Origin of the sequence: Paenibacillus sp. FSL E2-0177 (assembly GCF_037992975.1) — a bacterium.
Taxonomy (GTDB): Bacteria; Bacillota; Bacilli; order Paenibacillales; family Paenibacillaceae; genus Paenibacillus_AQ; species Paenibacillus_AQ odorifer.
This window is the reverse complement of record NZ_CP150307.1, coordinates 1,103,541-1,118,862: the sequence shown is the minus strand read 5'-3', so window position 1 is coordinate 1,118,862 and position 15,322 is coordinate 1,103,541. Positions and strand designations below refer to the sequence as shown.

Sequence of the window (15,322 nt, the reverse complement as noted above, 5' to 3'; positions counted from 1 at the left end):
ATCTACGTACTTGCTATGAACGCACTGCTCATTACCCGCTTGTACGCGTAGACCAAGTCTCACTCCGGTACCAATTCGTAATAAAGCCCATATTTCTTGCCATCGGTGAAAAAGATGCGTACAAAATCATCCTTACCGATTTCAATCGGCGGAAGTACATTGCGTCCAGGAGCGAAATCCTGGACGAAGGGAAAGAGAATACCATCCTCTTTCCCTGCCGGATGCCCTCCACGTTTCTTGACATAACAGAGGACATCCCGTGCCACGGGCACTTCTGCCGTAATCGCCATATGTACGGTCTTTTGTTTTCCGAATAAGGCCTTTTTTTGTTGAATGGAATAATAGATCCGGGCTTTGCCTGCACTGACCATCACCCGGTTCACACCATCATTTTGCCTCACCAGGGCAGTCTCACCGTTCTCAGCAAGACGAGCAAATATCGTATAGGATATCAATCCGATCTCATCCAATCGATCACGATAACCATTGTTAGATTTGTATTCCTCACGAGTGTAGAGCTTCATCCCGATCGGCGGATCATCTCCGGTTCCCATGTCAGCCGCTTCTGCGGAGGTTTTGTGGATGTACACCGCCTGCACGCCGTCCGGCCAGCGCCATCTCAGCGTACAGAATCGGTCATCCACTTGGGATGTCACATCCGTTATTCCCGGAGCGGAAGCATTAACCTCGGCGTACCTCATTACTGTAAACCCCTTTCCGCTACACTAGAATCCTTTGCTGTTCCGGCTTCTGCGCCGACCCGGAAAGTTATCCGATGCTGGTGCAGGCGCTGCGTTATTGTTTCTTCTATTTCGATAAATACGTCCTTCTCCTACCGGAATGACGCCTGTAAATAATGCAATAATAGCAGCTAATATAAGAACAGCCAGAAGACGAATAAGACTATCTGTAAAGGAGTCACCGCTAAGTCCAAATTCCAGAATCAGTCCTGCGAACAAGCCTGATATTACGCCGCCAATCCCAAAGCTTTTAGCCAAATGACGGTTATCAAACATAATTCCCAGACCTAATCCAAGCGCAGCTCCCATCAACATCAGTGACAAAATACGAACCGCAGCATAATAAGGACTGTCTGCCGTTGAATCACTGCGCTCAGTTAGCAGCGTCCGATCTCCCAGACGGTCATAGATCTGCTGGAACACATCGCCCAGTAGGGCTGAATCCTTGACATCATAATAGTGTCCGCCTGTCACTCTCGCAATATCCTGCAACAGCTGAGTGCCTGCTGGATCATTCAAGCCCAGACCAATGGTATTCACGGCAATGCCGCGCTCTACATAAGCCTGCAACTCTCTTGTGGTATCGAAATTACTCACTCCGTCAGACAACAAGATGACCATGGCTCCTTGGTCTTTTTTGCCGTCACTGTCAATCTCCTTGAGTGCCTCCGAGACCGCACCGCTAATATTCGTACCGCCTTCGGTTGGCTGCAGATTATCGATTGCAGTCAGCACCTTCTCACGATTCTCCGAATTTGAAAGTGGCGTTAAAGGTTGGACAACTACAGCTTCGTTGTTAAAGGTCACCACGGCTACCTTATTGTCAGTGTCCATTTTTGTAATTAACGCTTTTGCTGCGGAATACCGGCTATTATCGGGATCACTCTGTGTCATACTGCCTGAGTCATCGATAGCCATTACTACATTCTTAACTGGTCTGGCTCCGCCAAAATTCAGCTCATAAACAAACTCCGTTAAAGCTCCAACACCAAGTGCAAGAACAATCATCAGAGGCAGCAGCTTCCACGATAACCCCAGATAGCGCTGCTTCCATGAAGCTCCGTTCAGTCGTGGCGAGATCATCTCTGCAAGCAGGCAGCCTACACCGACTCCCATCGCCACAATGGCAAAATAAATACCCACAAGCAGGATGGAAGGCAGATCGTTATACCAGCTTAGCAGCCATTCGCCAAAAAGAAAGGCGACCCCGCCGCCGATCAGACTGAAGAAGAGCAGCAGCAGATTGATTTTTCTCTGCATCGTTATACTTCCTTTCCGGGTAAAATCTGAATTGTACTCTTATCCTTTAAACATTCCGGGGGTTATGCTGCCTGATAAACGGGCTACCCGGATGTGTTATCATCCCCCAGATTGCACTTTGTGCAATAGAATGGAATAGGAGAAACATCTATTTCTATTCTATTGCATAGTGTGCAGTGGAAATAAGGAGAAATGTCCCTATCCCGGAACTCTAATTAAGAGTTATATCCGATGACTCTATTGCACAAAGGCAATAAAGGGACTCAAAGTGAGGGGACCTATCTATTACGCCATCAGCGCATCTCAGGAAGCTGATCTTCACTCAGCCCATGGAGCTGATAGCCATTCTGAGCATAAGTCTCATAATAGACCTTACCGTTGCGATAATAGAGCAGGTCCTCTAAATGAAAGCCGCCCATCAGGTTTAGCTTCTCCACTCCGCTCCTCCGCTGCTCATGCACGAATCCTAACCGGTAAATCCGGGTTGTCTCATCTACTCCAAAGGCGTAGCGTAGAAACTCTGATGAACTGTCTCCGAAGAAATATTTCTCCTCATGACGATGCTCTTGCGTATATTCGAATAACCGAACATTAATGGCCGCGCACTCTTCTAAATTATGATACAAGCGCTTGAACAGCTCTTCCCTCGATAGAACCTGACGATTCTCATAGGCTGCCGCAACATTTGCACGCCGCAGAAGCTCTTCCTCAAAAGATAAATTGAAAGGTTCTGCTGTCAGCAGCTCCCGACGGCAAATATCAATCAAACGCTCAATCACAGCTTCTTTCCCTTGTTCTAAGAGCTTGGAGATACTGCCCATGTACTTCTCACTGAAGAATATTCCAGGTCCACGCCGGGTTTCGATATCCTTCATCACTTCTTCTGTGACTACGCGGTAGTATTCCATTACGTTCTGGCCCGTTGTTTCGTTTGTTCGCCCAATGCTGTCCATAACAGTAATACGCAATTCTTCCTCCAAAGTCTCCATAGCTTTCACACGGGCCATACTTTCCATATGAAGCTGCTCAAGTGCAGATTCCAAACGACTGCATAGGGCAAGCTCACTTTCTAGGCCCAATAGTTCATATTTTTTGCCATATACGGCTGAGAATAAATAATGAATGAAGTTACGTACTGTTCTTTTATCAAAAAGCGGCACACGCTGGAACGGCTGGCGCTCCACGCTTTCTGCGTAAAGGTCCTCAAGCTCCTCCTGCATGGAGAGAATCGCGGAACGCAGGCCTGCCATATGCTGACGTAAAAGATGGAGCACACTTCCGGCTTCATCACGATCTGCCGTCCACTCCGCAAGCTGATAAAAGCTTACCGCTGGCGTAGATGTTTCCTGTGCCGCCAGCATAGTGCGCCATTGGCGTAATGGATTCATTCCCTCTACTCTCCGGTTTGACTCTGCCACAAAGTTATTGCGGAAATAAGCTTCGCCCCCGTCACCGAACAACTGCCGTTCAGCTTCACGAAGTGACAGCTGCTTCAGTTCATTATAGGTAGGGCGTCCGTGACTCATTAACCCCGTCATTTCATTCAGGCCGTCTTTCTCCGGAAGTAGGTGTACCGCGTGTTCCCGCAAGCTGTCAGGGTCCAGCCCTAACAACGCCTGCCGTTCACGTATAGTCCACGAACTGCCCTCACGCATATCGGAGACAAGCCGCCGAAACGCATGATACAGCACCGCCAAAGCAATTTGAACATTAGGTCTTCTTACCCCGGAAAAGCCAGCAGAGGCGTAGCCTTGTCTTCCAGTGCTGCCCCTGATGCCGCTTTTGAAGGTCATATTGTTATATCCGCCATGACCAGTAGCCTGATCAGAAGCCGGGCGGACCCGATTTTTGAGCAGACTAATATGAGAAATAATCTCGTAGTTGTCATCCATACCGTGTGCAGACATCATACCGCGCTCATTCTTATCGGAGAGCAGATACACAAGGTCAAATAATGCGGAAGGACCATGGGCAACTGGAATCGACAGACCGTCTTCCGTCACAAGTAACGGCGCATTAAACTTATAGTCCGTAGCTTGCATTCTGTCCAATTCACGCAGAAAAGCCAGCCCTACTGAGCTGGAATATCCAAAATTATCCCCTTGCTCCCGCTCATTGATCAGAGCGTAGAGATCTGTCTGTACGGACTTAAAGGACTGGCCGAGTACAGCACGAGCCAACAGTGTAATTTCCGGCAGCAATACATTAAGCGGATCATCAACCCGCGTAATGATAGAGAGATGGATGACGTCAAAAGATGAATATAGACGTCCATAATCCGCTATACTGTTGCTCAGCCGCCGGATAACTTTATTCATTTCAGCAAGATAACGTGTATCCTCATGAAACTTGCGGTAAAGTTCATGACGCACAGTGCGTGGATCTGACCCTGCCGTTTCCGGCAAGGCCATGGCCAGCACCCGGTCTTTTCCTCCCGCAACAGATCCACTTATACTTCCGTCTATTCCTTCTTTTGCCGCACCTGACACAGCATGTAATGCCATAACACCGCCGGCGTTATCCCATTTTCGTTCGCAGCTATCCAGCACCGGACCGATGGCCGGAGCAACCTTGTCGCCTACGAACAGAAACAGGGCAGGGTAATGGATGCTGCTGCGTCCATCCCCTTTGCTGCGCTGTGCCTCTTCCTGTACCGCATATTGTTCACCATAAGATAATGCCTGTGTTTTGATCATAGGCCTATTTCAACTTTCTGCGGATACTGCCGAGCTTGCTAGTCATGCTCTTGTAGAATCCGTACATCTCATCGCCGCTCTCATACTCTACCCGTTCGTACTCCAAGCTATCGCGTGCTTCCAGGAATGATACATACAGTCCTTCCAGCTTATAGAGCAGCGGGGTAACGTCTTCAGCGGCAGTCATTTCACCTGCACGACGTGCTGCCTTACGCAGCAGTACGCTGCGGCTCTTCTCATCCAGCTCCCGGAAGTGCCGATACACGGCATACTCTACGTAGCTGCGCTCTTTCATCAAATTAGCAAACGGCTCCCAAGCGTCCTCTTCTTCATCACGGTCATAAACGTAGAGTGCGCCTTTTTTGATAATGCTGTCCGTATACAAAGCTTCAATGAACTGATCCATCCACTTATCTTCGTCCAGATATTGATGAAGCACACCTTCAAGCTCAGCGGCTTTGGCAGTCAGTTCAGCATATTTAGCCAGCTCCACACGAACACGTGAAATCAGCTGCGGTGAACGAATGAGATTCTCCTGCGCCATGTCCTTGTTGATGCTGCCAAAGATATCTTTAAGGCCTTCCCGCTCCAAGCCCTTCTCACGCAGGCTCTTCAGCTCATCAACCGCCTTCTTCACTTCACCGAGATTTGGGCGTGTAGATTGCAGCTGCATATCGAAACCGTTCAAAATGGCGTCCAGATCAAAAGGTTTGGTGAACACAACAGAATATCTGTTACTTGTGTTCTCATCTACACCTTTTTCAATAATGACTCCACTTGCCAGCGCTTTTGCAAAGTCTGCACGCACTCTAGCGTTATAATCACGTACACGAGAATTGACGTAAGTGTCGCCCCATGATTTTTCTGGAATCGGAGAAGGCAGGTACGTCCAGTTGTTCTTATCCGTCATCACGAGATGGCGACCGATCCCTTCCTTGTCGAGAATGGTCCGCTCATAGTTCTCTTCAAACACCCGCAGCGGCGTGTATACGAAAAGTGGCACACCATTACGTGTATTAAGCCAGAAAATACGATTTTTCACTTGGCTTTCCTTGATCGTAAATTGCGATTTGCCAAGCGCATTATTCTGATAATTACGAATCCCTTTTAGGATACCCGGCGCTTTAACAGGCACGGAAACGAAACCCCATGATGGGAAATGTAAGCTGCCTGAGCTATTGCTAAGGTGGAAGGTAGGCACAGCCTCTTCGTCCAATTTACCGGCAATAATCCGCTCAACGAATTTATCCAGCGGCTCTTCATGGCCGAATTTCATCACAAGGAAATCCTCCATCGAACGGGTAATCAGATCCCCAAACTTATCGCTAAGGAATTCCGAAATTGAGCGAACGATATCAATCTCCTGCTCTTTGACCCAACGTCCGGAATGCTTCAGCATTTCACGGGTGAAGTCACGAATCAGGTCGTCGCCGTCCTTCTGATCCATAATCTTGGAGATGGTCGCCGAAATATCCGGCACGTTCACAATGTTCCAATAATAAGTTTTGTTTCCTTTATAGTCTGCCTGCTCTTCGCCATTGATAAGGATGTCCCCGTTCTTGGCAAAAATCGAGCTAAGCGCACTAAGAATCTCTGTAAACACACCGTAAATCCGGCTGTTCTCATCATTTAAGAGCTCATATAAGTCCTCGTAAAATTGAATCATTTGCTCAGTGCGTTCTACATCGGCGTGCAGCCAATACTCATTGATTTTAGCCTCAATATAGGCATTTTTCTTCTTCTCTTTGGAGACAAAAGCACTGCGGGCATCGCTCAGCTTCTCATCCGCACTGTCCTGCGCCGTCTCAATATCACGTGGCAAACGCAACAAGCTTTCACGTAAAGCCTCAATATAAGACTGAATCAGCTTCAAAATACAGAAGCCCTTCTCGGTATACAGCAAGCGGGAAACGTAGAACGGCCCTTGCTCTGGATGCAGGAAGATGCGCTCCAGCTCTTCACTGAAACGTCCCACAATTTCGCCAGGCAGCTGCTTTTTCGATTTGATATATTCTTCACGGGCACGAGCCAGGAAGTTCTGCTCCAGCTCTGTATCCATGCTTACCACTTGATTCTTAACAACATTGGCATGGCTCAAGCGTTCGCTGTTCTCGTAGCCTGGCAACGGCTCAGGCACACGGGATTCAAACGTCTTGATCATACTGTCGAGATCAATTCCAAGCTTACGTGCGAATTTCTCTACATCCTCTTGACCTGGCGCCTGCTGGAACATTTTTTCCATTTTATCAAACAAGCGGAAAGCCAGGTAAGTCGTCATTTCCTCAATCGGAAGCACAGCGGACGAGGCACCGATAATGTTGTATTCATAGTTAGCTGGGTAGGTCTTGTTCATCTGCGCAATGTTGGTGCGAATATTACTGATATAGTCATGGATGGCGAATTCTTCACCAGACTGTTTTTCTTCACTCGCCATAAAGTTCGTGATGTTCTCCGCCGTTACGTTCATACAGTAATCGTACGCATTCTCCAGCAGCTTACCCTCGGTATTCGTTGCAGAGATCAAATGACATAGATTAAATGGAGGCAGCGGTGAATTTACCGTCAAAATATTACCGTATTGCTGCTGGAACCGCTCACCACGACTGTCCACATTCATCCAGTAATCCAGCTCTTTTAGCGCTGCATAACCGTTCTTGCGAATATATTCACGCGTGTGCTCGCTTAGACTTTTATTAGATAAATTCACGTCAGGTGTAAAGAGGTACCCCAGCGTGTTCACACGGTCAATACCGGCTGATCCGTAGTCACGTTCAATAATACCCCGCACGATATAGGCAATATCCAAGAAAGCCCCACTGCCTGTACCGCCCGACAGACCTGTCAGCAGAAAGACCATCAGCTTTTTGTTAGTGCCTACGGATAACGTCTTGATCTTCTTATCAATCGCGCCTACAACCTGATTAATCTTGGTGAACAAAAGCAGACGTCCAGCCTGCCGCACACCAGCAGCACCATTCATACCATCTGTAATACTCAGCTCAGGTGACAGCCAATCCGTAATATAGGAATCGAGGATACTGCGGTTCTGCAACAATCCACCGATTTCGGCATTCGCCAACAGTACAAATTCATTTTGCGGGTCCAGCCCAATGCCTTTGTATTTTTTTCCACGATCCTGTTCATTCGTCTCAAAAGCTAGAAATTCCACATTATCCGGCTTGTCCCGTTTCTTCTTGGATATCGGATCCTCCGGCAGCTTAAAGCGGCGGTTAATCTGATATTTAAGACGCAGCAGAGCATCAATGCCCGTGCCGCCTAGTCCAATGATCAGGATCGGATTATCAATCGTATCCACCCTGATCTTATCGCTGACAATCCCGCCGCCTAGTGATACATCCAATTGCTGTATATGCTCTCTTACTACTGGTTTCATATGCTTATCCTCCTAAAAGTTTTGCGGAAGCTGTACTTCAGATATCTTGCAGCAAAACTGTTTCTGCGGCATACATTGCCATTGCCTACTATACTAAATATTCCAGATAAATCGTCTTATCTACCGTCTGTAGAGATACTGAAACGCGGTCCCCACTCTTCAGTTCAAGACCACGCGAAGCATCCGCAGCACGTCCGGATCTCTCCACAGTAACACCTTCTCCGCTGCGTAATAGCAATCGGTCATTCTTAGCCGGTGTGAAAATAACAGTTTCGCTCTCCTTCAGTTCAGGCGCCAATTGCAGCAGCTGATGAAGGGTGAACTTGCCCTTGAAGCCTGCAAGCTTCTTATATTGTGGGTAGGTCTTCTCACCCGTATTGCTGTCTTTAACCTCTACTACCAGCTGTCCAACAAAACCACGTGCCGATTTCTTATTCAGCACATACCATGCTGCACCCGCTGCCAGCACTAAAAGAATGCCCCCTATAATGTAATACAGGGTTTTGGATGAGGCTTCCTTCAGGGGTTCTTCGTTACCAGTCCCTGTAGAAGGTGCTGTTGTTGCTGCTCCGCCTGTCTTCGCGCTGATCTGGACAGGTGCACTTTCCCGATAAAAGCTGCTTTCCTCTGCCCGTACCTTCAACTCGTAGTTATGGCTTTCTTTTACCTCAAATGTACCCTTGAAGACAGCTCCGGAGTTATCCAGTTCGATTTCTTGCACATCACCTGTATCAATATCTGTAGCAAGCAGTACCGCCTTCATATCTTGATACAAATTACTGAGTGTTACCTGAGTACCGTTGCTGAACAGATGCGAGGTGATGTCGATTTTATCACCCTTTTTATAGGTTGCTGATGGCAGCGCATCGATCTTAAGCTCCAGGTCATAGTTAAAGACTAGATTAATATCAATCTTATCCTTTGGCACACCTTTAACCTGAAGTTTCCAATCTCCTTCCTGCGGTGACAGTAGCTTAATCAAGCTATAAGTAGAAGACTTGGACAGCAGGACATTGTTTGAGGGGATCGCAACTTCTTTACCTGACGGGTCCGTTAATTTCGCTGTCACAGGCTGTGAAGACATAATTGAGATATTGGCTTCCAAAACACTGCCGTTAGGCACGTTGACGGTCACGTCCTGATAATCGCCATTTGCAGTAATCGACTGCACAGGCACTACCTTCAGCTTCAAATGGCTGGCAAAAATCTCACTCAGGATTTGCGGCAGATCGTCTGCTGAGTCCGTCGAAAATGCTTTACCACCCGTCTCGTTGGACAGGTCGGCGAGGCTTTGTTTATTCAGCTTGCCATCTGCATTAAGTCCAATGGTATAGATGGGATAGCCATTTTTTTTGGCAACCTCTACGGCCGCCTTCAGCTCTTTATCTGATTCACTTTGCGTCCGGCCTGTCGCTTTGTTGAAATCGTTATTGCCGTCAGCGAGCATTACAATGATAGGCTCATGGGAAGGGTCACTTCCATTCTGCAGAACCTTTACAGCTTCCTCTACGCCAATAGCGATATCGGTGTAAGCTCCTCGGTCCAAACCATCAATAAAATCCTTCAAATCCTGCTTATCGCTCTCCGAGCTAATTTGCAGCAGGGCCTTTTCCCGTTGCACCTTGTCGGTATAGGCAACAATACCTACTTTATCACCTTGGGTGGATAACATATCTATGAACATTTTCATCGCTTCGTTGGCGATTTTGTTCTTGTCACTAGTCTTCATGGAGTTGCTGACATCAATAAGAAGCACAGCGTCAATGTGAGATTGCGCCGACGTTGCCGCATAGGCCTTAACAGCTGCAAAAGGCGAGGCAGCTAGACAAAGAGCCAGGAGCAATGCCGGAAAGATACGTAGAAAGAGAGTCTTGGTTGTTCTAATACTTTGATATTTACGAAGCATAAATAGGGCTCCTCTTGTGTTATATTAGGCACATATGACAGGTTCAGCACTATCGCTAAAATCTGTAAATAGCATGCCATTATGATATAATTAAACCTTGTAAACTTCAACTTTAGGACCGCCGGACCCAGTGCATTGATGCATAGAAGATTATCATTCTAAAAGCCATCTGGACTGCAGAGCGTCCATGAGAAAGGATTGTTCCATGATTTCATACGTCATTCTTGGGATTACGTTCCTAATTGCCGTAATTCAGATTTCCATTTATGCCGCACATCAGCGCAAACCACTGACACGTGATGATATTAACGATCGACTGCTAGCCGCTTTGAACGGAGGCGATAAAGGCCGTGAATAAGAAAAGACCCGTTACCTTCCGGCCCTTCAAGGCACCTCGTTACGCTTATGACAAGCTGCGCATCTGTCGCCACTGCGGGCGGTATACCGCTCTTGGCGAAGACCGCTGTAGAAAATGTGGCAGAGCCTCACTTATTGCTGTAGAGCAGCACGCAGCATCACTAGCCAGACGGAAGATGCATACCCGCCTACTATTCATCTTACTGCTCACACTAGCCTCTGTCTATTTTGGAAATAGCATCCAACAAATGATATTGTGTGGTGCCGGGGGTCTTGTGCTTGCTGGACTATTGTACTATACGCAGCGAAAAGTAAGGCAGAACGAGAATCTTCGTTCTCTCAATGAGCTGCTTGGTCGTGGGATCGGCATCATCAAGGAAGGGCTGGAGGTCAACCGTCAGGAAGCTGTCTCCGTACTCCGTGAGGATGATGTTCTTGCCTATGAGAAGCTGCGCGAGCTCTCCATCCTGCTTCGCGGCGACCGGATCGCGCGGCAGCGAGTGGCTTTGCTGCATGGATTTTTACTCCGCAAGGATATGGATCTAGAACTGGAGCAGCTTCTTCTAAAAGACTTCGAACCACTGCTAGCCGAATATATCGGCGAGATCGCTAAAGTCCGTCCCGATCTCATTAAGGATCGTACACTACGCTACGTGAAGAACTATGAAGTGGAGATTCGCCAGATGGCTAACGGCTTAACCATCCTTACGAGCGTTGCAGGAGCGGCGGTAAGAATGAAGCGTTATGCCCTGCTCTACTCCAATATGATTGGCCGATACGTGCAAGATCTGCCCAAGGACCGTTTCTTGCGGTTGTCCAAACTCATTGCTGCGAATCCCGATGAACCTTGGAACGGCTTAGACCTCAGGGTAGCTGACATTCGTGAAGCCAAATACCGCTGGGACCCGGAGGTCCAATAGACCTGAAAGCTAAGATGAACCAATATAAAGCAAACATCCTTATTGATGACAACCAACCGTTTCTCAAAGAAATATAAGGATGATGTATACCGTGAAACTTATACTTTCTTAGGCTTTCTTATATTTTGAAAAAAGAGGCTACTCTATATGACGTTCAAACAATTAATAACCCTGCGAAACTTTATGATCATTTTGTGTATATGCATGCTTGTGCTGCTTGGACAGAAGGTTTTTCTCATCGCAGATAAAATACAAATCACCAAAGAAGCCGACCGTCTCTACGCTGCCGGGGATCTGATTAATGCAGAGGATCAGTACCGTCAAGCAGCGACCAACTATTCCATTGATTACCAGGAAGAAAGAGTCGCAAAACGTCTGGATGAATTAGCTCCAATCACAGACATCCGCAAAGTTCTGAATGATTTGGTAGCCTCTACTAAGGAGGAAGCAGCGACCAAGGATTTTGCCGGATTTATGAAAAGCTATCAAGCTCTGCTCAGTTTAAAAGCTACATATATGAAGCCAGGCGGTCCCTATGAATCCTATTATCGCCAGTTATCGTCGGCCTCAGGCATTTCAGACCAGTTCACCTCTTATTTCCGTCAGTTTAAGGAGCAGTTCCTTGCCGATCTTGCCCAGAACCAGAGCGGAGGGGTGAGTAATGAAGAGAACTTCAAATGGAATCTTTTGCAGATTCCTGATGCTTATTATGGAAGTGCAGCTTCCAAAGAGGATTTACTAGCCTCAAAGTTTAAAAGCCATGACACAGCTATATTAAAATCCTTAGCAGGAGCAGGAAACTTTACCGGCATGCTGGAAAGCACCCTGTCCCTGATGAGTGCTTATAGCCAGCATAATTACGAAGCTCCTTGGGTACTTCAACAAGCAGAAAGCAGCGGGAAGATCATCCTGAACAAAGATCTTGAAGGTGACAATATCACAGCTTTTGCTGGGCATGCTGTAGCTTATCGTAATTTTGCAGGATCGGCAGGCATCACGTCATCCAAGGTGCTGACTTTGATCGATACTAGTAAGGCTAAGCTACTAAAAAACGCCAAACGTCTGACAACTAAAGGTCAATATGCTGAAGCGATACAATTATACGGAGATCTTGCCCCGCTAGAAGATACTTCGACAAACATTGCCGCTTCTAGGCTGGCTTGGAATATCGCAGAGCCTGTTCGCCTCCTTCCTGGCGGTGAAGAGCAAGACAAATACAACAACGTCATCTCCCGCAAAGGACTATTGGGCACAAAAGTGATCGTTGCCGGGACGGATAATAGTGGCGTGCTCTATTATGCCGGGATGAATAACGACGACAATGTGGTCACATTAACTGGAAAGAGCTTGCCACGCTTCGAGAGTCTGCGCAGTCTTACTTTTAATGAACAGTTGGCAACTTCTTCAGGTGTACCTGTAGTTTTAGCCCAATCTGAGGTTGAAGGTGGACGCACCCTTTTCACAGCATATGAGATGAAATCGAATGGTATTTCGCAGTTATTTTTTTTAGCTGGTGATAGTTATGAACTGCAGCCGGATGACTCTATTCTCGTGCCTAATGCGGATCTTGGAGACGGTGTTGACGGGCAAACGGCACTTTACCGTAAAGTAGACGGCAGCTATCAATTCGCGGAGATTGTTCAGGAGTATGCTGTAATCTCAGCTGCGGATCTTACCACTCATCCTTTTGAAAAGGTCTCTTTTCATTGTGAGATCATCGTAGATAACTTCGGCAATAGTCTTGCTTACTCGGATGGGATTTATATTTTGCTCCAAGGAGAAGTGGGTTCCGTTACAGGTAACGCGTTAGTTAGTGGCCAATATCAGAATGGATATGAGCTCGTTGGAACAGACATGGGCGAGCAATATGTGCCTGTGTTTATAGTGGAATCCGTGGGTAGCATGAGCTTTGGGCGGTAGGGATACGGGATACGGGATACGGCATACGGCATACGGCATACGGGATAACCTTGTCTTTGTGTCGGCTCGACGATCCTGTAAGCTCCACCACTTATAGCAACTAGCGTTGGACAGCGCTTCGATGGTTAATAGGTACGTAATGCCATGAAGATCACATAGCTCGTTAATCATTCGTAATTATCCTGTAGTCTAAGTCTCGTTAATTTACCTATTGTGGATATTTTTAACAATCCATTGAACTTTCAAGTAATCTGCTCTAGACGCTTTCACACCATTGGTTACGCATCATCCCTTATGTGATCTACGTTTGATGTAACATCTTCAAGCAAATTTGCCATTGTTAGCAGTACCTGTTGCTAGACAAAAAGACACTAACCGGGGGTTGGTGTCTTTTTTCCATGTACTAGCAGTCTATGGATAGATGAAAAAAATCAAAAAGTAACCTGTTACGGGATAATGTCGTATTGCATTAAGCACGGTGACTTTTACTCAGCTACTCAATTGGCACTTTTAATTTCTAAAGCACTTCTATATAGGTCCCACAAACACTCCAAGGAAATAAAATTGTGAACCGTAGTAACAGATATCTTAACCATTTTTTTGATGAAATCAAATTCAAAGGTTTAAATCGGTGTTCTCGTTTACATAGAGCTCGCTGGGTTCAATTCGATGTTGGTGAGTATGCAACAACTCTGGCAAACGCCCCATCCGCTCAGCCAAACGGGATAGCTTTTGCTCATGAAAATTAGATAATCCCGTATGAATCCGGTCTTGGAAAGGCTCAAGCCATCTTGTTTCCAGGCTGTCAGAACCGAAATAAACCCCGAGCAGAGAGCCTGCTGTTGCTCCAAAACTATCCGTATCGTTGCCTTGCATCACCTGCTTGCATATCCCGTCACCGACATTGTCTGCAAATCGAAATGTATTAATTAAGGTACCTATTTCCTGATAAACCTGACAGTGACTATAATTTGCATACTTATGGTTAATGCTCTGATAAGCTTCCAGCCAGTTATCTGCATTCGCTACCCTCTGCAGGCAATCCTGAGTAATCTCATAGAATCGGCTCCTTCTAGGTACGAATTGCAGTGCAGTACTTATTATTTTAATAGGATCGCGCAGTACTTGCGCAACTGCAATCGCAGCGGCGATGAACATCGTGGCGTAGATCCCCGTCCGGCGATGTGTAAAACTTGCATCACGCCAAGCTAGCTCAGCGGCAAGAGCGGGTTGACCGGGGCAGGCATAACCGTAAGCATCTGCGCGAATCGCTGCTCCGCATAGTTCTGTATCTTGCACCATGAAGTCGGGCCAAGCCTCTATTTCAGAATGATTGAATAGTTCTCTATCATGCTCCAGATAGCTAATCCCCGATCGAAGCAAGATGGTCCTCTCCGGCCCCCAAGTAGTACTTATCGGAAGATGATTTATCCATAAATCTCTTAAATTTCTTTTCGTAAAACCATCGCCAAATTGTTCTAACGCCATCATTCCCATTAATGTGTAATTGATATCATCATCAGGTGCCACATAACGAATTCGCCCCCGCGTCGTCTCAAACCAAGACCAATGTCGACGATCCAAAGCATGGAGAACTTCATCAGAAATGTAATCATTCAGTGGCCATTCCCCTACAGAAGTTAAAGCTTTACGCAATTCCGACAAGCTGGGGTTTACCTCAATCGGTTTGCCTAGCATTGAACCACAGACTGAAGCGAGGAATCCCGCCTCCACACGCTTGGAGCTATCCTTAAGATTCAAGATGCCGACCTGGCCTAAAGGTCGTGCCGGATCGCATTCCTGCCATATCTCTTGTAAATCGTTTGGTTCATAGTAAGGCCAATTGTCCCTCATTGGAATGGCCACCAAGCTATGAGCGAATTCCAGATAGGCATCATAGCTTGCGGGAAGCTGTTCCAGCTTGGCTAAATAACCCGAGGTTTGATGCCCCTGTGCAAATTTATTGCGTAAAACCCCCTCTAATTGACGTTTAAGAAATGCGAGTGATGGCAGCATGCTGTATCTCCTTTGTCCGTTTATTAATCTACGTAAAATAACTTCTACATGAGAATGTAAACGATGATTGATGGAAAAGCAGCCCATCCCATCGCCTTCATTATAAGTTTAAA

General features: G+C 46.8%; 9 protein-coding genes. 3 read left to right on the top strand and 6 right to left on the bottom strand.

From position 1 onward, the window contains the following. Positions 1 to 59: 59 nt before the first annotated feature. From MHI25_RS04935 to MHI25_RS04915, 5 genes are all read right to left on the bottom strand, one after another. Complete coding sequence (locus tag MHI25_RS04935; protein ID WP_076099551.1) at positions 60 to 701, bottom strand: beta-mannanase; 642 nt, start codon at positions 699 to 701, stop codon at positions 60 to 62. Positions 702 to 725: 24 nt separating this feature from the next. Then, the gene (locus MHI25_RS04930) at positions 726 to 2,000 is read right to left on the bottom strand and encodes a VWA domain-containing protein (protein WP_339246573.1); all 1,275 of its coding nucleotides are present in this window, start codon (positions 1,998 to 2,000) and stop codon (positions 726 to 728) included. Positions 2,001 to 2,293: 293 nt separating this feature from the next. Next, positions 2,294 to 4,696: a transcription initiation factor TFIID gene (locus MHI25_RS04925; RefSeq protein WP_339246570.1), complete on the bottom strand. Its 2,403-nt coding sequence runs from the start codon at positions 4,694 to 4,696 to the stop codon at positions 2,294 to 2,296. Positions 4,697 to 4,700: 4 nt separating this feature from the next. Continuing rightward, a complete protein-coding gene (locus MHI25_RS04920) occupies positions 4,701 to 8,090 on the bottom strand; it encodes a tubulin-like doman-containing protein (RefSeq protein ID WP_076129589.1) in 3,390 nt (1,129 codons plus the stop codon). An 88-nt stretch (positions 8,091 to 8,178) separates the two neighbouring features. Beyond that, positions 8,179 to 9,996, bottom strand: a complete 1,818-nt coding sequence (locus MHI25_RS04915) for a vWA domain-containing protein (protein ID WP_076185016.1) — start codon at positions 9,994 to 9,996, stop codon at positions 8,179 to 8,181. A gap of 205 nt (positions 9,997 to 10,201) precedes the next feature. Here MHI25_RS04915 and MHI25_RS04910 point away from each other — a divergent pair, with 205 nt between their 5' ends. From MHI25_RS04910 to MHI25_RS04900, 3 genes are all read left to right on the top strand, one after another. Then, positions 10,202 to 10,354 carry a hypothetical protein gene (locus tag MHI25_RS04910; protein WP_155986556.1) on the top strand — a complete coding sequence of 51 codons (153 nt, stop codon included), beginning with the start codon at positions 10,202 to 10,204 and terminating at the stop codon, positions 10,352 to 10,354. Then, the gene (locus tag MHI25_RS04905; RefSeq protein ID WP_076282103.1) at positions 10,347 to 11,273 is read left to right on the top strand and encodes a hypothetical protein; all 927 of its coding nucleotides are present in this window, start codon (positions 10,347 to 10,349) and stop codon (positions 11,271 to 11,273) included. Before MHI25_RS04910 ends, MHI25_RS04905 begins: the two co-directional genes overlap by 8 nt. Before the next feature lie 147 nt (positions 11,274 to 11,420). Next, positions 11,421 to 13,193, top strand: coding sequence for a hypothetical protein (locus MHI25_RS04900; RefSeq protein ID WP_340395067.1), 1,773 nt, complete (start codon positions 11,421 to 11,423; stop codon positions 13,191 to 13,193). Between the two features lie 615 nt (positions 13,194 to 13,808). Here MHI25_RS04900 and MHI25_RS04895 read toward each other — a convergent pair. Next, a complete protein-coding gene (locus MHI25_RS04895; RefSeq protein WP_340395066.1) occupies positions 13,809 to 15,209 on the bottom strand; it encodes an ADP-ribosylglycohydrolase family protein in 1,401 nt (466 codons plus the stop codon). Between the last annotated feature and the right edge of the window lie 113 nt (positions 15,210 to 15,322).

Coding starts and splice junctions, on each gene's coding strand:
- MHI25_RS04910 (WP_155986556.1), top strand. CDS start 10,202: ATGATTTCATACGTCATTCTTGGGATTACGTTCCTAATTGCCGTAATT.
- MHI25_RS04900 (WP_340395067.1), top strand. CDS start 11,421: ATGACGTTCAAACAATTAATAACCCTGCGAAACTTTATGATCATTTTG.
- MHI25_RS04930 (WP_339246573.1), bottom strand. CDS start 2,000: ATGCAGAGAAAAATCAATCTGCTGCTGCTCTTCTTCAGTCTGATCGGC.
- MHI25_RS04915 (WP_076185016.1), bottom strand. CDS start 9,996: ATGCTTCGTAAATATCAAAGTATTAGAACAACCAAGACTCTCTTTCTA.
- MHI25_RS04895 (WP_340395066.1), bottom strand. CDS start 15,209: ATGCTGCCATCACTCGCATTTCTTAAACGTCAATTAGAGGGGGTTTTA.
- MHI25_RS04920 (WP_076129589.1), bottom strand. CDS start 8,090: ATGAAACCAGTAGTAAGAGAGCATATACAGCAATTGGATGTATCACTA.
- MHI25_RS04935 (WP_076099551.1), bottom strand. CDS start 701: ATGAGGTACGCCGAGGTTAATGCTTCCGCTCCGGGAATAACGGATGTG.
- MHI25_RS04925 (WP_339246570.1), bottom strand. CDS start 4,696: ATGATCAAAACACAGGCATTATCTTATGGTGAACAATATGCGGTACAG.